This window comes from Embleya sp. NPDC055664 (genome assembly GCF_053618075.1).
This window is the reverse complement of the sequence record NZ_JBSHGZ010000045.1, coordinates 35,472-60,091: the sequence shown is the minus strand read 5'-3', so window position 1 is coordinate 60,091 and position 24,620 is coordinate 35,472. Positions and strand designations below refer to the sequence as shown.

13 protein-coding genes and 2 pseudogenes are annotated in these 24,620 nt (G+C 70.7%); 8 read left to right on the top strand and 7 right to left on the bottom strand.

What is annotated here, in order from left to right:
* The first annotated feature begins 116 nt into the window (after positions 1 to 116).
* The 4 genes and pseudogenes from ACWGR4_RS42425 to ACWGR4_RS42410 all read left to right on the top strand — a co-directional run bounded on the left by ACWGR4_RS42425 (position 117) and on the right by ACWGR4_RS42410 (position 4,712).
* Positions 117 to 437 (top strand): hypothetical protein, encoded by a 321-nt coding sequence (locus tag ACWGR4_RS42425; protein WP_452132044.1) that lies wholly within the window; start codon positions 117 to 119, stop codon positions 435 to 437.
* A gap of 418 nt (positions 438 to 855) precedes the next feature.
* On the top strand, positions 856 to 1,410 hold the full coding sequence (locus ACWGR4_RS42420; RefSeq protein WP_452132043.1) for a hypothetical protein: 555 nt from the start codon (positions 856 to 858) through the stop codon (positions 1,408 to 1,410).
* Between the two features lie 2 nt (positions 1,411 to 1,412).
* Positions 1,413 to 1,535: pseudogene (locus tag ACWGR4_RS42415) on the top strand (Mu transposase domain-containing protein); the annotation flags it as partial.
* Positions 1,536 to 1,679: 144 nt separating this feature from the next.
* Positions 1,680 to 4,712: a LamG-like jellyroll fold domain-containing protein gene (locus ACWGR4_RS42410; RefSeq protein WP_452132062.1), complete on the top strand. Its 3,033-nt coding sequence runs from the start codon at positions 1,680 to 1,682 to the stop codon at positions 4,710 to 4,712.
* Between the two features lie 149 nt (positions 4,713 to 4,861).
* On the opposite strand, the gene ACWGR4_RS42405 is transcribed toward ACWGR4_RS42410, so the two are convergent.
* Both ACWGR4_RS42405 and ACWGR4_RS42400 read right to left on the bottom strand, forming a co-directional pair.
* The gene (locus ACWGR4_RS42405) at positions 4,862 to 5,182 is read right to left on the bottom strand and encodes a hypothetical protein (protein WP_452132042.1); all 321 of its coding nucleotides are present in this window, start codon (positions 5,180 to 5,182) and stop codon (positions 4,862 to 4,864) included.
* Between the two features lie 482 nt (positions 5,183 to 5,664).
* Entirely contained in the window at positions 5,665 to 7,233 is a 1,569-nt protein-coding gene (locus ACWGR4_RS42400; protein ID WP_452132041.1) for a tetratricopeptide repeat protein, read from the bottom strand.
* Between the two features lie 227 nt (positions 7,234 to 7,460).
* On the opposite strand from ACWGR4_RS42400, the gene ACWGR4_RS42395 reads away from it, so the two are divergent.
* Entirely contained in the window at positions 7,461 to 7,610 is a 150-nt protein-coding gene (locus ACWGR4_RS42395) for a hypothetical protein (protein ID WP_452132040.1), read from the top strand.
* A 92-nt stretch (positions 7,611 to 7,702) separates the two neighbouring features.
* Here the strand turns inward: ACWGR4_RS42395 and ACWGR4_RS42390 are convergent, their stop codons facing one another.
* Together ACWGR4_RS42390 and ACWGR4_RS42385 are read right to left on the bottom strand one after the other, a co-directional pair.
* A complete protein-coding gene (locus ACWGR4_RS42390; RefSeq protein WP_452134321.1) occupies positions 7,703 to 8,005 on the bottom strand; it encodes a hypothetical protein in 303 nt (100 codons plus the stop codon).
* A gap of 365 nt (positions 8,006 to 8,370) precedes the next feature.
* On the bottom strand, positions 8,371 to 9,051 hold the full coding sequence (locus ACWGR4_RS42385) for a hypothetical protein (protein WP_380000109.1): 681 nt from the start codon (positions 9,049 to 9,051) through the stop codon (positions 8,371 to 8,373).
* 519 nt (positions 9,052 to 9,570) lie between these two features.
* Between ACWGR4_RS42385 and ACWGR4_RS42380 the strand changes: the two genes are divergently transcribed.
* The 3 genes from ACWGR4_RS42380 to ACWGR4_RS42370 all read left to right on the top strand — a co-directional run bounded on the left by ACWGR4_RS42380 (position 9,571) and on the right by ACWGR4_RS42370 (position 18,905).
* Positions 9,571 to 17,034, top strand: a complete 7,464-nt coding sequence (locus ACWGR4_RS42380) for a LamG-like jellyroll fold domain-containing protein (RefSeq protein ID WP_452130600.1) — start codon at positions 9,571 to 9,573, stop codon at positions 17,032 to 17,034.
* Positions 17,035 to 17,619: 585 nt separating this feature from the next.
* Complete coding sequence (locus ACWGR4_RS42375) at positions 17,620 to 17,745, top strand: hypothetical protein (protein ID WP_395797717.1); 126 nt, start codon at positions 17,620 to 17,622, stop codon at positions 17,743 to 17,745.
* Positions 17,742 to 18,905 (top strand): methyltransferase domain-containing protein, encoded by a 1,164-nt coding sequence (locus tag ACWGR4_RS42370; RefSeq protein WP_452130599.1) that lies wholly within the window; start codon positions 17,742 to 17,744, stop codon positions 18,903 to 18,905. The genes ACWGR4_RS42375 and ACWGR4_RS42370 overlap by 4 nt, the downstream gene beginning before the upstream one ends.
* Before the next feature lie 535 nt (positions 18,906 to 19,440).
* Here ACWGR4_RS42370 and ACWGR4_RS42365 read toward each other — a convergent pair.
* From ACWGR4_RS42365 to ACWGR4_RS42355, 3 genes and pseudogenes are all read right to left on the bottom strand, one after another.
* Positions 19,441 to 22,419 carry a tetratricopeptide repeat protein gene (locus ACWGR4_RS42365; RefSeq protein ID WP_452130598.1) on the bottom strand — a complete coding sequence of 993 codons (2,979 nt, stop codon included), beginning with the start codon at positions 22,417 to 22,419 and terminating at the stop codon, positions 19,441 to 19,443.
* A gap of 542 nt (positions 22,420 to 22,961) precedes the next feature.
* Positions 22,962 to 23,357, bottom strand: coding sequence for a hypothetical protein (locus ACWGR4_RS42360; protein ID WP_452130602.1), 396 nt, complete (start codon positions 23,355 to 23,357; stop codon positions 22,962 to 22,964).
* Positions 23,356 to 24,147: pseudogene (locus tag ACWGR4_RS42355) on the bottom strand (IS481 family transposase); the annotation flags it as partial. The pseudogene ACWGR4_RS42355 and the gene ACWGR4_RS42360, both read right to left, overlap by 2 nt.
* Between the last annotated feature and the right edge of the window lie 473 nt (positions 24,148 to 24,620).

The window sequence follows — 24,620 nt, the reverse complement described above, 5'->3', positions numbered from 1 at the left end:
CACACGCCCGCGGGCAGCCCCGACATCCCGAACGCGTCGCCCGTCCGCGACGGCACCACCACCGACACCCAGTGCTTCACCTACGACGGCCACCGCCGCCTCAAGGCAGCCTGGCCTTGGGCCACCTGGCCGCACGACCGCGCACGACCCACCCCAGACCCGTCCCCCGCGGCCACGCCCGACAGGCCGCCCACCTGATCGACCCCACCCACGACTGGCCCCACCGGCGGCTTCCCGGCGGACCGGCCCTGATCGACGACGTGTTCGCCGCCCGCCGCACGGCCCTGCACACCTACCGCACCCTCCTGGACGCCGAACCCCACGCCCACCTCACCCGCGACCCCCGCATCCCCGACCATCCGGACCCACACGCCGACGTCATGCGCCTGGCCCGGGCCACCGCGCTCGACCCCAGCCGCAACCCGACACGCCCGTGACCAAGGCGCTCCCCGAGCAACCGGCGGACGCCCACCGCCGACACCTTCCGCCCGCCGACAGTCCGCAGGAGACCCGACTGCACCTGTCCATCCTCGACTTCCGTGCCCGCGGCCACGCACGGTCGCCTTCGGCCATCCGGTCACGCAACTCGCTCCGCGTCGCACGCCGCGTCGGCGCCCGCCCAAGCTGGAGCCGTTCAAGAAGACGATCGACCAGTGGCTCCAGGACGACTTGGACGCCCACCCAAGCAACGGCACACCGTGACGCGGATCCTGGCGCGGCTGCGGCAGGAGGCCGGTGCGGACGTCGCCTATTCGACGGTGTGGGACTACGTGAGCCGGCGCCGCCGGGAAATCGCCGAGGCCGCGGGGGCGGCGCCGACCGCAGGGTTCGTGATCCGCCACAAACCAGCCCGGGATGGACGCGGAGGTCGACTTCGGCGAGGTGTGGGTGGACCTGGCTGGAAGCCGCACCAAGTGCTACCTGTTCGCGTTCCGGCCGGCCTATTCCGGCAAGGCCGTGCACCGCATCACGGCGTCCTGCGGGCAGGAGGCGTTCTTCGACGGCCACGTGCACGCGTTCCGCACGCTGGGCGGTGTCCCGGCCGGCCAGACCCGCTACGACAACCTCTCCCCGGCGGTCTCCCGGGTGATGCACAAGAGCCGGTCACGTGAGGAGCATCCGCGCTGGGCCGACTTTCGGCGGCACTACTCGATCAGCCCCTTCTACTGCGAGCCCGGACTCCGCGGCGCGCACGAGAAGGGCGGGGCGGAGGGGGAGATCGGCTATTGGCGCCGCAACTTCCTGACCCCAATCCCGCGCATCGACAGCCTCGATGCGCTCAACGCCGCGTTCGCGGAGTTCGAGCGAGCCGAGGAGGCAAGGCGGATCGGGATGCGGATCCGTTCCATCGGCCAGGACTTCGTCCGCGAAGCCCCGTTGCTGCTGCCGCTGCCGGACGTGTCCTTCTAGACCTGACACTGAGCCCACGCGTCGACCGCTACAGCATGGTGGCCGTTCGGGTCTGCCGCTACTCGGTCCCGGTCCGGTTCATCGGCCGCACCGTCCACGTGCTGCTGCGGTCCAACGAGCTCGTCATCTCGTGTGGTCCTGGACCACTTCCTCGAGGTCCTGCTCGCCAAGCCCGGAGCGCCGGCCGGCTCCGAAGCCCTCGACCAGGCCCGCCGCGACGGCACGTTCACCTCTGCCCACGAAGCGCTGTGGTCCACCGCGAAGCAACCTTGGGTGAGACCGACGGCCGCAAGGCCCTGGTCCGGGTCCTACTGCTAAACCGGCACCTGCAGCACCGCGACGTGGCCGAGCATTACGCGGCGCGTGCCGCGGCCACCCAGTTGACCAAGGTCACGCTGCCGTCCGGCCGCACCCACGCCGAGGTCGCCTACGACGCCCGCACCGACCGCGTCACGCAGGTCACCGACGTCAACGGCGGCGCGTGGAAGTTGTCCCAGCCCACCTACACGGCATCCTCCGCCGCCTACGCGAGCGCCGTCACCGCCTCCACGCCGGTCGCCTACTACCGCATCGGCGAGCAGAACGGCACCACCGCGCGCAACACCTCGGGCAACGCCGGACCCGGCACCTACCACGAGGTTATCCCCGGCCGCGCCGGTGCGTTTGCGGGTGGCGACGACACGGCGGCCGAGTTCAACGGCACCACCTCCTGGGTCGAACTGCCGCAGAACCTGCTGCGGACGATGCCCCGACTCTCCCTCGAGCTTTGGTTCAAGACCGACAAGCCCGGAGTGATCCTCGGACACCCCGACGGATCCATGCAGACGCTCTACCTGGACGGCACCAAGACGGGCACCGTCAACGGAGCGGTCAATCAAGAGAGTTCGAGCCGCGTATACCTGGGCGCCGGATTTGCCACCGGCCGGCCGGAAGCCCCCGGCACCGCCAACCGCTTCGACGGGTCGATCGACGAAGTGGCGGTCTACGACCGCGCGATCGACGCGAGCGCGGTGACCGAACACTTCGCGGCGCGAAGCGCGGCGGTCCCGAACACCGCCCCCGCGTACCGGGCGGCGGTCACGTCCTCGGGCCCGTGGTCGTACTACCGACTCAACGAGACCTCCGGAGCCCGCGTCGACTCCCAGCAGGGCACCCCCGGCACCAACGGCGCCGGACGCGCCCACGACACGACCGGCTACCCCGTGGGCACCACGGAGGACGAGGGCTCCGCGGACTTCAACGGCACCACGTCCTACATCGAACTGCCGCAGGGCCTGATCCACGGCTCCTCCCAGGCCACCATCGAGTTGTCCTTCCGCACGTCGACGCCGGGCGTGTTGTTCGCCGGGATCGGCGAGCCCCAGACGACCTACACACCCGCCCTGTACGTCGACACCGACGGGAAACTCCGCGGCAAGTTCTTCACGACCAGCGGAACCGCCCTTCCACAGATCGTCACCGAGGCATCGGTGACCGACGATTACTGGCATCACGTCGTACTGACCACCGACGGCCTCGTCCACACCCTCTACCTCGACGGGGTGGCGGCCGGCACGATCAGCGGCGCGGTCTTCCACGAGAGGAGCCTGCGCAACTTCATCGGCGCCGGAACCACGGCCGGATACGAGAAGGCGCCGCCGGGCGACGGACACTTCTACGGGCAGATCGACGAAGTCGCCGTCTACCGCAAGAGCCTGGACGCGACCACCGCCGCCGCACACGCGAGCGCGGCCCAGGACCTGGCGGCGGACTACCGCAGGACGATCCTCGCTTCCGGCCCGACCGGATACTGGCCTCTCACGCTCACCGACAGCGCCACCGCGCCGATCGACCTCGTGCCCGGACCCGCCACCGACGCCGCCGGTGCCTGGGACGTCCGACAGGGCGTCGTGGGCGCCTTCGGCCCCGGCGGCGACCGAGCGGCGGGCTTCGACGGCACCGCATCGAACATCCGCCTGCCCAAGGACCAACTGACGGGCGTCCCACAATTCACCGTGGAAATGTGGTTCCAAGCCGAGGGCCCGGGTGTGCTGATGGGCTACTCCACCCAGGAACTCCCGTACACGAACCCCGACACACCGGCCACACCCATGCTCTACGTCGGCACCGACGGCCAACTGCGCGGCGAGGTCTGGAACGGCACCCCCGCGCCGATCACCTCACCGGAATCGGTCCTCGACGGCCGCTGGCACCACCTCGCCCTCAGCGTCGACACCCCGGGCAAGACACTGGTCCACACCGTCTACGGAGTCCCGACCGCGATCAACGCCGCCACAGCCGCCTACTTCGTCTTCGACCGCGTCTTCGAAGACCTCCTGCCGCCGGACGACTCCCTGCGGCTGCGCGTCTACCAGCGGTGCGTACGAGCACTGCGGGCAGCGCACGGCGGCCAGGCGGTCGACATCGCCGGGCACACCGCGGCCATGGACGCGGCCGTCACCGCGCACGACGCGAGCGCACTGCCGGCCGGGATCGAGGCGGCCCACCGGTTCAAGACCGGCGTGCCGGCCCGCTGCTCCTGGGGTACTCCGACGCGCGCACGGGGCACATTCCGGGAGTTGCGGAAACCACCGTGCGGTCGCACGTACGGTGGGCGAAACGGACCTCGGCCCGGGAGTTGGGGCTGGAGGACCCGGAGGTCGAGGGAGAGTGAACGTGCGCGGGAAGGGCGTGGAACGGACGATCGAGGACGTCCTGGCGACGGCCCGTGTCCTGGTCTGCGAGTACGAGGACCTCGACCTGGCCGCCGAGCGGGAGCCCCTCGCCCGCGACCTGGACGACGACCGCGCCGCCGACCCGCCCTCCCACGCGGCCGGGCCGGACCTGCCCCGGCACGAACGCGCCGCCCGCCAACTCGCCGTCACCGACGTCCTGGTGCTCACCTCGCCCAAGGCCGCGGCCCGTCTCGGCCGCCTGGTCAACGACCACCGGCTGATCGACCCCCGCGGCGCGCTCGTGTTCGCCTGCCTGCTGCACGTGTCCGGCCGGGACGAGGGGGCGATGTTCTGGTGGCGGTTCGCCGCCGGCGGCGGCAGCCACCACGCCGCGTGGTGCCTGTACCTCAAACACCGCAGCCGCGGCGAGGCCCGCGACGCCGACTACTGGCTCGACCAGGCCCGGGTGTTGTCCGCCCTCACCCGGGCCACCCCATTCCCGCCGTTCACACCCACCGAGGACGACCGCCCGCTCCTGCCCGCCGACGCCCGCGAGACCACCCGGGCCCAGTGCGAACGCGGCGACCGTCCCCGACTGCCCCACCACCTGGAGACGGTGATGCGCAGGCTGCGCGTCGAGGGCGATGACGACTATCCGGGCGTCCCCCAGCCCTGCCGCGGTCTGCCCGACGCACTCACCGCCGCGTCCTGCTGACCTCGGGCGGTCGGGACCGGGCGGTTCGCCGGAGTCACAGTGCGCCTTCCGCCGTGAGGCGACTCTTTCCGGGTGCAAACGCCTATACCGGGGTTATCTTGACGAGCTTCGGGACCGCATTCGCGCCGGGGGGAACCGTGATCCAGATCCGTCCGACCCGAACGTTCCGGGCCTGTCCCGCGACCTGGGTCGACGCGTTCACCGTGAACTCCAGGATCTCGCCGCCGTCGTCGAGGGCGGCCCTCCTGACCGACGTGGGGTGGATGTCGACTTCGCGTGCGGCCCCGTCGAGCTGCATTTCGATGATCACTTGCTGGTGGAGGTAGGGGACCCTGCCTGGCTCCATGAACGCACGCTCGGAGTCGTAGGGCGTGTGCCAGAAGCCGTAGTCGGGTTCGGTCATCGCCTTCGCCTCTCACTCCGCGTCGGATGTGGTGTCCGGACGTCGAGACTTTTCGTGGGTTCAGCATCGCAGCGCGTGAGCTTGGAGCCGGTCCTTTCGGCTCTTTTGGCCGCCACGCGGGATCCGGGTTCGGCGGCTTGGTGTCGGCGCGGGTTTCCCCCCACCCGCATTCGAGGACGGCGCCGTTCACGTGTCTCGTCGTGCTTCGGCGGCACCTGGATCGCGTCGGGATCGGGATGCCGGCCGGGCAGTGCGGTGACCTGCGCCGGTAGCGAAAGCGTCACCCATCGGCGAGACGCCGGGTGGCGCCCGCTCGGTCCCCGCGGCACCGTCCCGGTCGTCAGGGCGCGCGACGAAGGAGGACGCGCGACTCCTCGCGTTGTCGGTCTTCGTCGGTGGGGACGTCGCGTTCGATGAAGGCGGTGGGACGGGATGCCGAGTCCGCCGGGTGTGAGGGATGTGGGGTCGGTGTGGTGGTGTGTCTATCGGTCGAGGGCGTGGTGGGTGTGGCCGAGGGCGGTGAGTGTCCGGGCTTGTTGGGCGCGGTTGCCGAGTGCGCGGTACAGGTCGAGGGCCTGTTCGAGGAGGGGTTCCGCGCCGGTGTGGTCGCCCAGGTGTTGATGGGTGCATCCCAGGGCCAGAAGGGTGTCGGCGCGGCTGTGGTCGTCGTCGAGTTCGGTGAACAGTTCGAGTGCCTGTCGTTGCAGCGACGTGGCTTGGGAGTGGTCGCCGAGCGCGTTTCGGATGTGGCTCAGGTCGAGGAGGGCGACGGCGCGGCCGCGGTGGCTGCCCGCTTCCTCCCACAATCGGTGGGCCTCGCGGTGCAGGGGTTCGGCTTCGGTGTGGTTCCCGAGGGCCCGGAGTGCCCGGCCTTGGCCGGTGAGGGCGTTGGCCTGGCCGTAGCGGTCGCCGACGTCCCGGTACAACCCGAGGGCTTCGGCATGTAGGGGTTCGGCGCCCGCGGGGTCGTCGAGGGAGCGTCGGGCGTCGCCCAGGGCGTCGAGGCCGCGGGCCCGGGCGTGGCGGTCGTCGAGGTCGCGGTAGAGCTCGAGGGCCTGGGCGTGGAGGGCCTCGGCGCCTTCGAGGTCGCCCCGTTTTCCCAGGGCGCTGCCCAGGTTCAGCGTGGCCTCGGCCTGCTGCTGTCGACGCTCGAGCGTGCGGTTGCACTCCCGGCTTTCGCGCAGGACCGGTTCGGCGTCCGCGTGATCGCCCGCGAGCAGGAGCGCGATGCCCAGTCCCAGAAGCGCGTCGGCTCGCCCCGGGCGATCGTCGAGTTGCTCGTGGAGTTCGAGTGCCTGTCGATGCGTGTGTGCGGCGCCGAGGTAGTCGTGTCGCCAGCGTCGTGCCCAGCCGAGTCGCACCAGAGCGCCGGCGTGCGCCGTGTGCCGGCCGGCGTCGCGGTACAACGTGATAGTCCGCAAGCGCAGTTCCTCCTCCTCGGCGCCTCGACCGTGCGTGCGCTTGATGTCGGCCAACGCGTCCAGCGCGGTGGCCTGACCGTCGGCGTCGCCGAGTTCGCGGTACAGCTCCAACGCCCGCAGGTGCGTCCGCTCCGCCCGGCCGGGTTGCGGGGCGCGTGATGTCGGTGTCCCCGGCGACGGTTCGGGAGTGGCCGGGGGAGGCGTTTCCGCGTCCGGCGGTGGTTCGCCTCCGTGGTTCGGGTCCGGTGTGCGCGCCGTGGCCGATGGATCGGCGAGGCGGGGGACCGGCGTCGGCACGGGGTTCGGGGTGCGGGCGTCGCGTTCGGTGTCCCACAGGGCGTGGAAGCGCAGGGCTACGGCGTCGGGGTCCGGGCGGTGGACCGAGTTCTTCGCGAGGTGGCGCACGGTGGATTCCAGGCGCCGCCAGTCGGGGACGGCCCGCCCGTGCAGGAGGTGGTTGAGCGTCTCGTGCGCGATCGTCGCGTCCAGGGACTGATCCCTGGTGATGGCGTCGGCCATCGCGCGCGTGCCGGGTCGTCCGGCGTCGCGGTACAACGCGTGCACCGCCTCCACCAGGTCCCGCCGCGGTCCGGCCGGCAACGCGTTCTCGTCGGGCATCGCGATCGCCATCCGGGCGCCCCCTCGTGTGCCAACTCCCGCCAGGTTGCGCCAATTCTGGCGCGTCGGCCCGGATTCCCGCAGGCGGTTCGGTGATCGATCGCGCACGACTTGCTGTCGTACGCGCACGACCTTCGACCGGCGCCGTGCGATCTGGAGACCTGCCCACGCCCGGTGCCGCGACGGTGGACACACGGCGCCGAGACCACACCCGACCCGACTCCCGAAGGGGCACCGCGATGCATCACGACGACACGAACGACCGAACCTCCGCCCCCGGTTCCGGGCGGGCCCGCACACGCTGGACGCGGACACTGGGCGCCGCGGTCGCGGCGGGCCTGGCCCGCGCACTGGGCGAATGGCTCCTGCGCACCCTGACCCGGGACTGACCCCCGTGCCTCCCGGTTGCCGCTGCGGCGGCAACCGGGAAACCCGTGGTCGTCGCGGAATCGACGTGGGCGCGTCGTCGTTCGAGGCGGGTTCAGCGAGACGGTGTCGGTTTGGGTTTTCCCTGTTTGCCGCCTTCGGCGTAGTAGGCGTGGATGTCCTCGCCGGCGGTGGCGTAGTCGCGTCGGGCGAGTTCGCGGCGGAGTGCGCCACCTCCACCGCCCAGTCCGTGATCGACCCCCACCCGTGCCGGGCGAACTCGATCGCGGTCGCCGTCACGGTGAGCGCGCGCGGCCAACCCGTTGCGCAGCGCCGCCTCGCCGGTAGCCGCGCGCCGTCGCTCGGGCGCCCCGGCCTCGATCAGGGCGCGCCGGCCCGCCTCGGTCGGGTGCCACACCCACGTCCGCCCCCGACGCCAGATCCGGCGTCAACGCGAGATGCAACTGCGCGGTGTCCGCCACGCGGACCGCGCCCAGCATCGACAGCACCCGTGCCCGCAACGGATCGTCCTCGAACTCGAACACCACGGTGCGATCCTCCAGCCGCGCGGGCCCCTCCCGCGCCCGGCCAGCATCGTGCACTCTCCCCCCTTGCGGTCCAGCACGGCGAAGTCCTCGGCGCCCACAGCGGCGAACGTGCGGCGTGAGCGTGTCCGCCCACGCCGCAAGATGCTTCTCGGTCGCAGCGATGAGGCCGGCCCGCAGGGCGTCGTCGCCGACCCGATGCGAGGAGCCGTCCGCGTTCGTGCGCTCGGACGGGCCGTCACGTGGCAGAGCTGGTAACACTCGGGCGGATGCCGTGGAGATCACGTTGGTGAGTGTCACCCAGGACATCGCAGACCACGAGCCTGATGTCAACCACGGACAGCCGCTCCCGGCCTTTGGCATTCAATGCGAGAAGCTCCATGCCGTCACGCCAGTTGCTCGACATCGGTATCGCCGCACCGGCCCCGACATGCAGGAGGAAGAAATCCCGATCCCGCTCGAGCCCGAGCGCCTCGAAGAAGTCGACAACGACATTGAAATGAACCCACCCCGGCGGCTCCGCGACCCGACCCGCGTACGCCTCGGCCGCCCGCAGCCGATACGACACCGAACACACCACCGCTCGCCCGCCCCCCGCGTTCCGTACCATCACCGTCCGGCGCGAATCCACCACCTGATGACTGTCACCCCTGAACCCGGACCAACTCAAAACCGGACGCAACGTATGCGACAACTGAACCCGGGTCACCACAATCCCACCCAACAACGTCACCAGCGTGGCACACGAAGACACGTCCAACACCGTGAACCGCCACGGCCACTCCCCCCGAACCCCACGATCCAGATTCGCCTTCACCACCTCCCACGCCAGATCCACCACCACGAACACCAACACCACCGCCGGAAGCCGCAACGTCACACCACTCACGGAAACCCGCCGCTGCGCCCAGGGATCCATGGCGGGTCCGGTACCGGTCGACATCCATCCCCCAGGTGTCCGCGGGCGTCGTGTTCCCGGACGCCTCGCCCCATCAGACAGCACCCGATCACCGGCCGGAAGGGGTATCTCGGCCCATTCGGCCCATGTGGTTTCCCCGAGGCCGAACTTCGCCGGCGTGCGCACACGCCGCTGGACCCGAGCCACCCGGTCCACCGTTCGATTTACAGACCCTCCCTTTGCTCAGGGTGTACACCGAGTCCTTGATAGTCCTCAGCGCCGGGACGTCGAGGCCGCGCCGGCGGGTGCATACGCGAAGGCTCCACGGCGAATCGTCGCAGGGATTTCGCCGATCGAGGCTGGAGGTTTTCGATGTTGTGTGGGTTTGGTGAAGGCGAACGGTTGTTCCTGCTCCGGTTGTTGTTCGGTGGGTAGCGTTTGCCGTCGACTGCGTTGGTGGGTAGGGGCTTTGGGTGTCCGTTGTGACACCGGGTGGCAACGGGTCGCGGGGCTGGTGGGGCCTCGTGTCCGTCGACGTGGGTGTGCGGCGGCCGGTCGGCCGCGTCGTCTTGTGATGTGCGTTCCTTGCTTCCGTGTGCGGCCTGCCGCGTGCGGCTTCGGCCTGTGCCGAGGCGCGTCGCGGGAGCCCCGCGTGCCGCCGTGACGCCCGCCTGCGCGCGGGCACGAGTTTTTGGGGGGTTCGTGGTTTTCGACGAGGGCTCGGTGAGGGTCTACCGGGATCGCCGGTACCTGAGCACGACGATGGTGCGGCACGGCGGTACCACGGTGGCGTTCGCGATGGACGACCAGCGGCGGATCTGCTACACGGTCCTGGATCTGGAGCAGGCGTCGGCGAAGCGCGGACCGTTGGACGCGAAGTACTGGAACGAGGAGCCGGCGCCGGTGCCGTTCCCCGGTGAACTGGCCGACGTGGCGGCGCCGGGCGCGACGGCGGCGGGTGTCGGTTCGCCGGGACCGCTGCAGATGCCGATCGTGCGCAAGGGCAGCCGGACGGAGTCGGTCGGCAAGCTGGTGCCCCCGGACGAACGTGACCCCTTCCTGTCCACCACGGCGCGGTTGAGCGCCGCGCAGCCGTTCCAGGTGCTCTCGGACGGCCGCTACATCATCCTGTTCCGGCAGTCGGTCGAGGCGTCGCACGAGGACGCGGCCGGCAGCGCTTCGGCCGGCACCGGCACGACCCCGGCCGGGCTGGTGGACCGGTCGCTGTTGTGCGACCGGTTCGTCCTGGTGGGCGCGGTCCTGAAGCCGGTCGTGGAAGTGCGCTACCAGCGGTCCCGGTCGAAAGCGGGCGGCGCGTCGGAGAGCGACACGCTCGGCACCCGGGACATGGAAGGGAACCCGTTCTACGAGCCGACGTCCAAGTTGTCGTTCGTCGGGCCGGTGCGGGACGGGCAGTTCGCCGCGGTGCTGATTCCCACCGCGGTCGCGGGGAAGTTCCGGTGGCAGTTGTTCGCCACGAACGCGGCCGGCGGCGTGGAGGGCTACAACTGCGCCCAGCGCGAGGACGGCCTGTTCGACGTGACCGGTGCGGAGCTGTACACCAGTCCGGACCCGAGGTTCGTCGGATCGGTGCTCGAACGCGCGCCGGGGATGTGCCCGTTCACCAAGCGGCCGCTGGTGCTGACGACCGCGGCGGGCGACCGGGCGGGGACCGCGCTGCGGTTCGAGGCGGCCAAGGGCACTCACGTTCGGGTACCCGCGCTCCCGGCCGCCGGCGGTGCCGCCGCGCCCGCGGGCTTCACCGTCGAGGCGTGGGTCAAACCGGCGGCCGCGTCGGGCACGATCGTGGCGCAGCCCGCGATGGGTTCTCCCACCGGTGGATTCGTGCTGGAGCTGGACGCGGACCGCCGGCCGGCCGCGGAGTTCCGGGGCGTCCGGGTGGTGTCCGGCACGCAGGTTCCGCTCGGTGTCCACACGCACGTCGCCGCCGTGTTCGACGGCCGCAACGCCGTGCTGTACGTGGACGGCGACAAGGTCGGCGGTGTCGCGGCGACCGTCGTGCCGAGTGCGGGGTGGGCAACCACCCTGGGCGCACGGCTGGTCGCGGACGCGCCCGAGGTGGGCTTCGTGGGCGACATCGACGAAGTCCGACTCTGGGATCGTGCCCGGCAGGCACCCGAATTCGCCGACCGCGGACGCCGGTTGCCCGGGATCGAGCCCGGTCTGGCCGCGTACTACCGGTTCGACGAAGGTACCGGCGCCGTCGTCGGCGACCATACCCGGGCGCGGCGCGACGCCGAGGCGCGCAACACCCCGGAGTGGGTCGCCTCCGGCGCACCGGTCGGGGACGGTCCGGGGCTGGCGCGGGACGTTTTCCGGGTCGCCGGCCGCAAGGCGTCGACGGGGCTCGCCGCAACGCTGTACTCCCAGCAGGAACCCGCCATATCCGGCTACGGCACCACGGTGACGCAGGAGAAGAGCCAGACCCGGCTGCTGCTGGCCTACGGCACCACCGGCCCCGCGCCTGCGGGCGGTGACGCGAGCCGCAGCTATGTCGCGACGGTGGACTTCGGTGTCACCCGGGACGGGCGCCTCGCCTCGGCCCCGGCTTCGCTCACGCTGCCCGAACGCGGCAGCACCGCGTCGGTGGGGGATCCCGCGGAGATCGCGGACGCGGAAGCGAACGTGGCGCGGACGCAGGCCGTGATGGCTCCCGATCGCGCACTCGCCGCCCAGATACCGCAGATTCTCGCGGAGTTCGCCGCACTCAACGCGAGCCCGTCGCCCGGCCGCACCACCTGGGACTTCGGTGACCCGCGCGATGTGAAACTGTTCGGCTTGGAGGAGCGCTTGCGGGCCGCGCGGGCCGCACAGCATCTGCTGGGCACCTTCCAGGCGGTCTTGGAGGCGGCCGAGGACAGGTTGGCGACGGTGTCGGGCGGTACCCGCGGCGGCGGGGACACGGTGGTGGACATGCCGCTGGTGTCGACCGACCGCCAGGGCCTGACGGTGTTCGGCGCGCTGCTGGCGTTCGCCTGGACCGACCAGGCGCCGTTCCTTTCGGATTCCTCCACCGGCGACGTCGTCATGTACTTCCGGGGCGGCGCGGGCCAGTTCTTCAGCGCCTACTACTCCACCCTCGTTTCCCGGGCCACCCGCAGCACCGGCATCGGCAGCGGTTCCGTGCAGTTCGTCGCCCGGGACACCGGCACCCGGATGCGGGACTTCGCCGTCCGGGTCACCGCCGACTCCGCCGCGGACCTGTGCACCGTCACGGTGACCCGCGGGCTCCGCACCGAGACGTTCCGGGGCGTGCCCCGCGCCGCGGCGTCGTTCGCCGCGGTCCTCAACGGAAACCTCCCGCCCGGGGCGGTCCTGGGCACCGTGCGGTCGGTCAAGGACCGGCTCGTCGAACTCGCCGCCCCGACGACGATACCGCTGGCCGTCGGAAGCCGGGTGGCGGTGGGCGGCCGGATCCGGACGCTGGAGGCGGCGGTCCCGGCCGGCGCCACGACGTTCGGCGTGATCGGCGCCACGGTGACCGCGGCCCCCGGCACGCAGGTCACCGCGGTGCTCTACGACTACGCCGACGCCACCTGCACCGTCCCCGGTGTCGACCTGTCACGAGGCTCGCAGATCGTCGCCGTCAACCGTCTGGGCACCACCGCGGCCGTACCGGACGGCACCGCGGCCGACCTCGCCGACGGCGTCGGACCGCACTGGCGCGGCCACGCGCCCGGGCGCGCACCGTCGTTCGACGGCGACTTCCAATCCCTGTCCGCCTCGTCCACCGCGAACTTCGCCACGGACGCGGACCTCACGCTGGAAGCCTGGGTCGACCCCGGGATCGGCGCCGGCCGGAATCTGAGGCGGCCGGTTGCCAACGCCATGGTGGCGTACACCGTCCTGCACGCCACCCCCGCCGGGACGCCGCGCTACGGCATGAACCTCATGACCGGCCACCTGTACCAGAGCCTGCAGTTGGGCGGCGACATTCGGGTCGACTGCGGAGATCGCCTGCGGTTGGGCGGCCGCGACTTCACCGTCGAGATGTGGGTCCGCCCGGACGGCACCGATGCCTGCCACGTGTTCACGAACGGCAGCCCTATCCATGGCGGGACGGGAACCACGCTGACCCTCGGATTCGCTGACGGGAATCGGTTCGTCGTCGGAGTTCACGGACCCAACCCAATGGTTGCCGCCACCATCGTCAGGGCTGCGGTCGGCACCTGGGAGCACTGGTGTGTCGTCCACAAGAACAGCACCGGTGAATTCCTGGTCTACCGGAACGGGACCGCACAGCCGCTGGTCGACCCGAACTCCAACAATCCGCTCGCACCGATGCGACACACCGGCCCCGACGGCAAGACCGTCATCGGAGCCGAGGTCGGGGTGAACCCTTCCACGTTCGGGATCGACGAAGTACGGGTGTGGGACAGTGCGCGGACCCCGGCGCAGATCACGGCAAACATGCGGCGCCGGCTGCGGGGCCACGAGATCGGCCTGTTGGCGTACTGGCAGTTCGACGACCGGCTGACCGTCGACCGCTCCGGCAACGGGCACGACGGGAAGCTGCAAGGCCCCTACCGGAGCGCTCAGTCCCCGCTGCTCGGCTATCGGCCGGTGGCGACGGTGGGAGACCAGGAGTTCCGCACCCAGGCCGCCACACCGTTCGGTGACTGGACGCATGTCGCCTTCGCGTTCAAGCAGCACTGGGCGATGTCGATGGACGGCGGCCACCTGGACGCGGGCGGACCCGACGGACTGAATCTCACCGGGGACCTGACCATCGAGGCAGGTGTATACCTGGACCGACTCGGGGTCGTGCACGGGCTCGTCGGCAAGGGTTCCCTGCAGGGAGGCCGTGCGGGAACGGCGGTGCCGTACGCGCTTTACGTGGAACCCGACGGGCGTGTCGCGTTTGCGTTCGAACCCGGGGCCGGCGAGAAAGGGGTGACAATCCTCCGCTCGACGATCCCGATGAAAGCGAAGACCGTCACCCGGGTCGCCGTCACCCGCAAGAACGACGGCAAGGGCAACGCGACCATCACGATCCACCTCTCCGACGGTTCCCCCACAGCCCCCGCGGTGCACACCTTCGATGGCGCCCCGCCCGTCGGCAACGACGAGAACTGCGAGGTCGGGCGCATCCGCCGGGGCCGAGAATCCGCAGGGCTGCGGGGGTGCCTCACGTATGCGCGGATCTGGAACATCGTCCGCGAGGACAAGCAGATCGGCGCCCCGACCGGCGCCGATACGCCCGGGCTGCTCGCGTGGTGGAACTTCCCCGAGAAGGACGGGCCGGTCACCGCGGACGCGTGCCGGGCGTACCCCGCCAAGCTCTGCGGCCCACGGCGGATCCTCACCCCCGACCCGAAGGGCAATCAGGCCACCTTCTACATCGACGGCGCCGCGGAATCGGCCGAGGTTGTCCCGGCACTCGCCGATGACCCGCCGTCGGCCGGGAGGCCGCGGGCGACGGTCGCCGGCGAAGCGCAGGGCGCATCAGCGACGACGGGCGTTTTCGCCGGGGTACTCGACGAGGTCCGGGTGTGGCGGACCTGCCGTACCCGCGAGCAGGTGCTGGACAACATGTTCGGCCGCCTGCGCGGCGAACAGAACGACCTCATCGCCTACTACCCGTTCGACGGCGCCTCCACGATGCCCGGCGCCAACGTCAAGGACGCCGGGCCGCGCGGCAACGACCTGACCCCCGGTTCCACTCCGCCGCGGAACGTGATCTCCAGCGCGCCGATCTCCGCGGACACCGCCGAGGTCCGCTCCGCGCTGACCGGCATCGTCAGCACCTTCAACACCGCCATCGACACGATGCCCGCCGTCTCCGAGTACGGCGACCTGCAAGCCGACAGCAACGGCCACCCGTTCGGGGTCATGAAGCGCGCCTACGCGTACATCCGGAATCACCGGTGGCATCTGCGCACCGGATACAAGATCGGCGCGCTGACCACCACCTGGGTCGGGCAGGCACAGTTCGACCCGCAACTGGTCGGCTTCCTCGAGGGCGCCCCGCCCATGCCGTCCGAGAACATGGTCTGGGGCACCGCCGCCACCTATGCCGACAAGGCGGCCGTGTCCTTCGTCCAAGCGGATTCCGTCACCAACACGCTCTCCCAGAACGAGAAACGCAGTCTCGAAGCCTCCGCGAAGGCGACGATCGAAGTCTGGGCCAAGGACAAGACCAACGTCGTCGCCGCTCCGCTCGGCGTCGGTACCGCCAAGCCCGCACTCGAGGTCAAGTTCGGCCTGACCGTGGAGGCGGAAATCAAGTTCGCCAACAGCTGGTCGACCAACCTCCAGGTCTCGCAGAGCACCGCGACCACGCGCACCAGCAAAGTCACCCTCAACGGACAGTGGGAGGAGGACGCGGCAAGCGGACAGGTCAACCCCGCCGTCGGACGGCGGTGGGTGCCGGCCAACACCGGCTTCGCGATCGTGCAGTCCGCGACCGCCGACGTGTACGCCCTTCGCCTGGCCCACAGCGGGGTCCTGGTCGCCTACCGCATGCTCCCCAACGCGGACATCCCCCTGGACTGGAACATCATCGATTTCCCCATCAACTCCCGCTACACGAAGCAGGGGACGCTCGACGGCCTCGTCGGCTACGCGCCCAAGGCCGCGTCCGGGGCCATGCAACCGTTCCCGGACCCCGTGTTCCCCCATGCCGGGGACGGCGGCGAGTGCAGCTATTACCGCCCCCGCGAGGCCTACGCCATCAAGCGGCGCATCCAGCGCGAGGAGCAGCAGCTCCAGAGCTTCTACGAGTCCGTCTCCACCGACAGCTCCACCTTCGCCGCCCGCAACCCGGTCCAGGCCCAAGCCGAACGTGTCCTGGGCGGCATGCTCGGCGCACACGGCGGCTCCGGTCTCGGCACCGGCGCCGCGGACCCCGAGGTGGCCCGCCGCAGTGCCCAGGTCGCCGCGCGCCGCCACATGGCCAACACCTACGTGTGGACGGCCGCGGGCGGCCTGTTCTCGGAGACGACGTCCACCACCGACCAAGTCACCCAGGTGACCACGGGCGAGTACAGCGTGAGCAGCAGTGTGAAGCACGGCGGCTTCGGGAACTTCGAAATGGGACCTTCCGGCGTCAACCTCAGCGGCAGCGCCACGCTCGGCGGCGGCTACACGGTCACGCGCAGCAAGACCAAGGGGGATTCGCTCACGTTCCGCCTGGACGTCAGCGCCGATCCCGGGCGCATCCTGCAGAAGCAGGAGAACGGAAAGCCGGTGTTCGACATCGACGGCAAGCCGGTCCTGGTGCCCGGACGCGTCGACGCCTACCGGTTCATCACGTTCTACCTCGACAGCTCCGCCGACAACTTCGAGGACTTCTACGGCAAGGTCGTCGATCCGGACTGGCTGGATCGCGACACCGGCGCGGCCGCCCGCGCCCTGCGGCAGACCCGACAAAGCGACCGCAAGCCCCCGTGCTGGCGCGTCCTGCACCGGGTGACGTTCGTCAGCCGCGTCCACGACACCACCACCGCCACACCGTCCTTGGCACGGGCGTTGGGCTCGCTCGGCATCACCAGCGACTACCACCTGATGAAGCAACTGGAGCCGTACCTGACCCGCTCCACCGGCAGCGCCCCGGCACTGACCGCCGCCACCAAGGCCACGATCGCCGCCCGCTTCCCGACACTCGTGCCCTACACCGACACCATCACCGCCCGCGTCGCCGCCTATTACAACCTCGACGCCCCCGCGCCCGTGCCCGCAGCCCCGGCCCCGACCTCCACGCTGAAAACCGCCAACCCGACCGCCGCCGCAGGAAACGAACTCGCCCTCGACTATGCGACACCGGCCGCGACCGCCACCCCCAAGAACTGGATCGGCCTGTACGGCCCCGGCACCGGCCCCGCCAACGGCGACGCCGCCGACTGGACGTACGCCCCCGGCACCGCGGGCACCCTCAGGTTCACGGCCGGCCGCAAGCTGCCCGCAGGAACCTACACGGCCTGGTACCTGCACGATGACGGGTACACGCCCCTTGCCGGACCCGTCACCGTCACCTTCCTCTGACCCCACTCCCACCGAACCGGCGCACACCGCACCGGACCCACCGCCACCATCGCGCTCCGTCCTCGGCGCCCGGGACCCGCCCCATCGGGTCCCGGGCAGTCGGCCATTCGGTCGCAAGGGCCGACGAGGTCGTACTCGGACCGCGATCCGCTCGACCTCGACACATCGCCCGATACCGTGAACACCAAGGCGCTCACGATCACCCCTCGGTCGAGCACGGCGCGTTCGGCGACCCCGCCGGGCTCCGCGACCGCCTCCGGGACCTCGGAGTCGACGCGGTCGTGGACTTCGTGCCGCTGAACCGGCAATGCGCTGAACCCCGCGCCGACCACGCTGAGTTCGGCCCGCTGCCGTTCACCAGCGACGAGTACCGACACGGTCGAAGGGCGCGTCGGCGGCGGGCCGATCGACGATCGGCGGCTCGACGGGCGATATTGGCCGCGGCGCGTGCCGCGGTCCTCGATTTCCCGTGGTACGCCGACGGCGCGAGGGGTGACCGCGCCCGCCGCCGGCGGGTTCCCCTCGAGGTGTGTTCCGCGTCATCATGGGACTCCGGAACGTGACGACCCCAGGGGGTGTTGTGCGGTGGGCGAGCACAACAAGCCGGAGCAGCCGTTGGACAAGGGCGATCCGCCTCCCGGGAATGGCGACGGTCGCGTGCCGAAGCCCGAGGACCCCAAAGGCAAGCACAAGAAGGACCGGCAGGAGTGAACGCCGACCCGGAGGACATCGGTGTCCATCGCCGCCGCGCGCTCGCGGCGATGGACACCGGCGACGCGTGGCCGAAAGACTCCCCGTGGCTGCGGGACGCGGTCGAGGACCTGCCGCGCGACGCGTTCGCGCCGGACACCGTGTGGACCTGGGACGGCCACGCCTGGCGCCGGGTCCACCGCGCCGGCGACCCGCACGCCTGGGCCCGGCTCGTCCACGCCGGCCCGGACGACGCGACGATCACCGAGATCACCGACGGCGTCCCCTCCTCGTCCCTGTCCTGCACGTCGATCGTCGTCGACATGCTCGACTCCCTCGACCTCGAACCCGGCCACCGCGTCCTGGAGTTGGGCACCGGCACCGGCTGGAACGCCGCCCTGATCGCCCACCGCGTCGGACCCACCGGACACGTCACCAGCGTCGAGACCGCCCCCACCCTCGCCACCGGCGCTGCCGCGACCCTGGCCCGCGCCGGAGCGCGCGTGGACGTCCGGGTCGGCAACGGCGCCCTCGGCTGGGCCCCGGCCGCCCCCTACGACCGGCTGATCGCCACCTACGCGGTCGACCGCGTCCCTCGCGCCTGGATCGAACAGACCACCCCCGGCGGCGGCATCGTCTTCCCCTGGACCCGCCTGGGCTACTTCGCCCTCACCACCGCCAACGACGGAGGCTCGGCGAGCGGATGGCTCCACGGCCTCGCCCAATTCATGAACGCCCGCGGAACCCCCACCACCCCCACCCACCGCCACATCCGCGCCGACCGCGACCCCGACCACCAACGCCCCCTCACCCGCGACCCACGCCCCCTGCACGACAACGCCCACCTGATGTGGGCACTGCGCCTGCGCCTGCCCGACGTCCTGTTCGACACCACCGCCGACACGCACGGCGTCCACGCCCGCCTCCACGACGGCGCCGAGTCCTGGGCGACCATCTCCACACCACCGAACGGGCCCGCGATCGCCTCGCAGGGCGGTCCGCGTCGCCTCGTCGACGAACTCGAGGCCGCGTGGGACGCGTGGATCCAGGCGGGCGCGATCGGCTTGTACGACCACGGCATGACCATCACGGCCGACGACGAGCAGTTCATCTGGGCGGGCGACTCCGACACCGGCCCCCGATGGCCCATCCCGGCCCGCGCAGAGGTCGGCACGGGATGAGGCGCATGGCGTGCGTGGGTATCTCGCGTGTCGGCAGACCCGGATGCGGGCGGGCCGTCGCGCTTTCCGACCGTCAGGGTTTGCGGCGCCGATTCCCGTGGCGAACCAGCGGATGAGGAGCGACGCGAGGTGCGTTGCGCCTTGGGCGTCCGAAATCAGGCGCCACGTATGACAAGCCTTCGACCTTCAACGCCGCGACAGCGGTCCGCCACAAAGTCCGATCGAGGAAATCGAAATCCCGCGAGAGAATACGCAGCAGATGCCGGGTTGCGCAGCGGGAGAGGCCGACTTCGCCCGCTACCGCAACACCCCGCGAACGGCATCACCAGGTGATTCCGCATCGGTGTGGGCCGGCCGCTCGCCCGGTTCCCCGCCGAGGTCGCGATCAGGCCGACGGCGGGGAAACCATCCGGGGGCGGTAGAAAAAGGGTGTTCACCCAGGCGGGGAGTTGCGGCCGCCGGTGGTTGTCATCCGCCCGGACTCCCGGATCGAAGACACTCTCGCCCGACACCCGGGCACCGCGCCGATATGTCCTCAGCCGTCGAAGGATGGCGCGTCGTCTGCGTCGAGGCCGTTGCGTAGCCACCCCCACACGCGTTCGGCCCCGTTGTGGTCGTTTGTCTCCTCCCGGTATTGGGCGAGAGTCGTCAGTGCGTGGGTGTCTCCGGTGTCGGCGACTTCGCGGGCGAGGCGTTCGCCACCGTCGCGGTCACCCATTCTTTCCATGGCCTGGACCAGGGACAACAGCCCGCGTGCAGCGCCATAGCCGAGGCTTGGGTGGTATGTACGGCTGAGGAGTAGCGGATCGCCTGCTCTCCAATTGGACGACCTGCGGATCCTTTCAAGTTGGGTGTTGACGACTTGGTGGTACAGGCGTTCGGCTTCGTCGAGGTCGCCCGCCGCCTCCCGGATCCGACCCAAGGTGCTCAGTGCGTTGGTGTTCCCGGCGTCGGCGGCCTTGCGGTATAGGTCTTCGCCGCCGCCTTGGTCGCCCGCCTCGTACCGCAACCGGGCGAGAATTGTCATTGCGTCGGTGTTTCCGGCGTCGGCGGCCTTGCGGTAAAGGCGCTCCGCTTCGACGACGTCGCCCGCCTCCTCTTGGATCAGGGCCAGGGTTGTCATTGCGTCGGTGTTTCCGGCGTCGGCGGCCTTGCGGTAGAGGCGCTCCGCTTCGACGACGTCGCCCGCCTCATCCCAAAGCCATGCCTGGGTTACCAGCTCGAAGGGTTCCCCAACGTCGGCGGCTTCGCGAATGAGGCGTTCGACACCATCAGAGTCGCTCGCCCTCGCTCGCGTCAGGGCCAGGATCCTCAGGCTGAGGCCGGAGACTCGACGGTAGAGGCGTTCGGCTTCGTCGAGGTCGCCCGCCGCCTCCCGGATCAGGGCCAGGGCTCCCATCGCGTCGGTGTTTCCGGCGTCGGCGGCCTTGCGGTAGAGGCGTTCGGCTTCGACGAGATCCCCTACGTACTCCCGGTTCAGGGCCAGGGTTGCCAGCGCGTCGGTGTCTCCGGCGTCGCAGGCTTCGTTCGCGAGGCGTTCGGCGCCGTCCAGGTCGCCCATCCTCACGCGCAGCATGACGAGGCAACGCAGCGCGGAGGTGTCTCCCGTGCCCGCGGCCTGGCGGTACAGGTGTTCCGCGGCGGTGTGATTGCCTGCGCGTTCCCACAGGTTCCCCAGGGCCTGCAGAGCGCCGGTGTGTCCAGCGTCGGCGGCTCCGCGGTACCAACGTTCGGCGCCTTCCTGATCCCCAGCCTCATCCCGCAGCTCGGCGAGGCTCATCGGTGCGCGTGGATCGCGGGCAGCCGCCGCCTTGTCATAGAGGCGTTGGGCGTGGCGCAGACGCAATCGAGCGCGCGCGGCGTCAGCGAGGTTGAGCAGGTCCTCGGTGGTATGTGCGTGCTCGTGAGTGGCGTCCCAAAAAGAGGTGCGCGGACAAAAGCGCCTCCGGGTGTGGTGCGCGTGTTGTTCGAGGTAGTCGGCAAGACGATAGGTCGGTTGATGGCCGTTGTTTCGGGTGGTGTCGCGGGCGCGCCGCCGGGGCCGGATGCGGGTCAGGGGTGCGACGGTGCCGTGGACACGGGTGCTGGCGTAGACGAGGGCTTGTTCGAACCAGTCGTTGTGGAGGGTGTCGGATTCGTGGTCGGTGAGGTAGGCGTCGGCGGCTTCCTCGAGAAACGCTTGGCGCAGGACGGGTCCGTGGCCGAGGCGGCGTGCGTCCATGGCAGCCTCGATCACCGCCCGCGCGCCGACCGGGGCGAGGTCGTAGCGCTTGAGCAACGCGAGCGCTCCTGCCAGGAATTGGGTTACACGCCCGTCGTCCCCACTCGCGAGAGCGTTCGCCAGTCGCGGGTCCTCTCCGGCGCGGGCACGCACCTCGTCCAGATCGGTGCCCATGAACGCGTCGGGCACACGCAGGTCGGTTCGGGTGAGCAGGGCCCGCGCCTGCGCGTGTGGGTCCGGGGAACCGGCGGAGGGTGAAGCGGTCAGGGCGTCCCAGTACGGGTCCGGCCACAACGTCGCCAGCACAAGTACCGGTGCGCGGGCGGGGTCGCGTAGAAGTTCGCGCACCTCCGCCGCGACGCGCTCGCCCACCCCGGAAGGGGCAAGGTAGAACTGAGCGTCGTTGAGCCAGAGCACGGTTCGCGGTCCCACGGCGGACAGCTCGGCCAGGGCGGCCTCGGGCCGTCCCGGCGCGATCGGATGCCACAACCGCCACTCATCGGGCACGCCCCGCAGCGCTTCCCAGCAGGCGCGGGTCTTCCCGGTGGAGGACCCGGCCACCAGTGTGACCATCATGCTCTCCCCGCCCGCTGCGCGTTCCACGGCCGCCCGCAGGACCCGATCGTGGGCACGCGGTACGTACACCGGCAGCACCGGCAGTGCCTCCCTGGTGTGTTCGGGTGCGTCGATGGCCTGGTGCACCTCGAGCGCAAACGGGTCCGTGAACTCGCGCACAGGCCGGCCTGCGGCTTCGAGCGCGCCGTTCAGGCGGTGGCAAGGATCGGTGAGAGTGCCGTGACGGGAGTCGATGTGCTCGCCCCGGTAGGCGACCGTGACTGGCCAGCCGGCTGCGCGCGCACCGGGCCCGTCGTCGATGGCTGCCGGCACGTGGTCGGTCCTGTCGGGTTCGGTGTCCCCGGGAGGAGATCGTCGAGATGTACGGCGTTCCTTTTCGGCCCGTGCGCGCACCTCGCGCCATTGCGCGAGTGGAGTGGATCGCCGATTGGGGTCGAGTCGGTTGGCAGTGCTTTCCAAATACCCAAGAAGAAAAGCGAATTGGGTGGAGCGTGCGGTGGGGGTGGAGCGGCCGCTGAACCAGTCGCTGAGCGAGGCTGCCTTGAGGCGGACGGGTGGTTTGTGGGCCAGGCCCCGCCGGATCAGTTCGGCATGCGAGGGGCTCATGGCCAACTGGTGGAGTTCGCGCAGACGCCGCGCGAAACATTCCGCGGCTGACTCACCCGCGCGGCCCTGATCGCGGCTGTCGTCGCCCGAGTTTCGCTCGTCCGTCCCCACCCACGCCCCCAGGCCTTCGTCTTCGGTCCGAACACGGACCGAACCCCTTCTCGGGAACTCGTGGATTCCCGGGTGACCAGCGTAGGGATCGTCCGGACCGGTCGCCGCCCGAAAACCGAACACACCGCTGCCTGGGCCTCATGGGTCCTGACACCGGGCGGCCCGAATACCGAGGGCGCCCGACCGGACTCGGGAGACGGTACATGACCGACACCACCCCCACCCCTGCGGCTCGCGGAAGTGTCCACGCCTCGATCGTCCGTGCCGCCCGCACGACGGCCTCCCACGCGGTCCGCGGGATCGCCACGGGTGCGGGAAGCACCGCCGGAGGATGGCTCATGTGGTGGATCCTTCACCACTGAGCCCCGGCCGCCCGCACTCGCGGGACGGCTCCGGCCGCGTGCCGCCGTCCCTCGACACGGTCGTCCGGCGGGGACGGGTCCGGCCGCCTGCGTGAGCGCCGGCACGGACGATCCCGGCCGGGCCGGACTACGGCCGGTTCCCGATCGGCCGCCGGCGCGGCGGCGGCCCGGTCGGTGGTGTCACAGTTGGGCGGCGGTGTGCAGGCAGATGCGTTCGTCGTCGTGGAGCGGGCCGTGCGCCAGGAGGGTGTCGTCGTCGAGGAGCCGGCGTACCCACGATTGGTGGATGACGAACGCGGCCCGACACAGGCCGCGTTCGGGATGGTCCTCCTCGGGGCCGCCGATCGCCATGTCCACCGGGTTGTCGGGGTCGGTGGCCTCGGACAGCGCTGCGGCCAGCACCAGGGTGAACAACTCGTCCCGGCGGGGAACCTCGGGATCGGCCGCCAGGCGCAACAGGAACGGCAGCACCGCCGACATCGCCGGGCCGATGCTCAGCACACCCGACATCACCACCCAACCCAGCGCCCGCGTGGCCTCCTCGGCCGCTCCGGCATCCAGGAGACCGCGCAGCACGAAAGGTCTTGTGGAACCGCTCGATCTTGCCCGTCGTGGTCGGCGACCGCGGCTTGGTCAGCCGCCGGTTGATGCCGTTCTCCCGGCACACCCGCTCGAACATCACCTCGACCGGCAGCGGCTTGGAGTAGCGGCCGGTGAACTGCTTGCCGTTGTCGGTCAGCACCTCGGACGGGACCCCGAACCGGCGCATGGCTTCGATGAACGCCTGGCACACGGCACGGCCGGAGGGCTGCGGGACCACTGCGCCGATCACAATGAACCGCGAGCAGTCGTCGATCCCGGTGACGAGTTTGCACTCGCGGCCGTCGGCAAGGAAAACCCCGCCCATCAGGTCCATCTGCCACAACTGCATCGGAGCGTCGCGCTGCCATCGTTTGTAGACACGGCGGTGCACCTGGACCTGGTGGTTGACCAGGCCGTTGCGGGCCAGGATCCGGTGCACCGTCGACCGGCCCGGGGTGTTCGCGATCCCGCGCGCGGCCGGCTCGTGAGCGATCCTGCGCGCACCCCACTTCGGGTAGGTCTGCCGCAGCCGGCAGACGGCGAGCTCGACGTCGACCGGCACCCGTGACGGTGACGTGTGCGGCAGACGGGACCGGTCCTTCAACCCGTCCCGTCCGCCCTCGCGGAAGCGCCGCAGCCAGGTGTGCACGGACTGCCGCGACGTTCCGTACCGGCGGGCGACCTCGGCCACCGGCGAACCGTCCAGTACCTCCACCACCGCCCGAAACCGGTGCTCAACCGTCCAGTCCTCGTCGGCGCCGCCATCCTCTGGTACCTCGCCCATGCCACTACAACGACCACCAGCCGTCACGGACGTGGCCGGACCGTCAGAAATCTCCCGCGACCGTCAAGCAACTCTCGCAACAACGACGTCAAGCAAGAGCTGGGACTGCACATGTCACACGGGGCGATGGAGCTGCGTGGCGGCCGATGGCGCGCCCGGAACGGTCACCCCCGGCACTCCGGGGCCGCTCGGGGCGACCCGGGCCCAGTTGTGCATGCAGACGCCGATCGAGGGTCGAGCCACGGGCGGCAGCGTTTCGGTGGACGCCGCGCTGACGTTGACGACCCCGGCGTTCGTCCGCCGGGTACCTACTCGGGGTCGCTCACGCTGAGCCTGAGTTGGCCGAGCGGGCTTGGGACGGTCGACACCGAGTCGACGCGTCGGGACGTGCGGGTGTCGACGCTTCGAGACGGTGCCGCTCTATTCGCCCGGTGGCGCGGGACGACTCGGCCGATAGCGACCCGGCGTCCCCG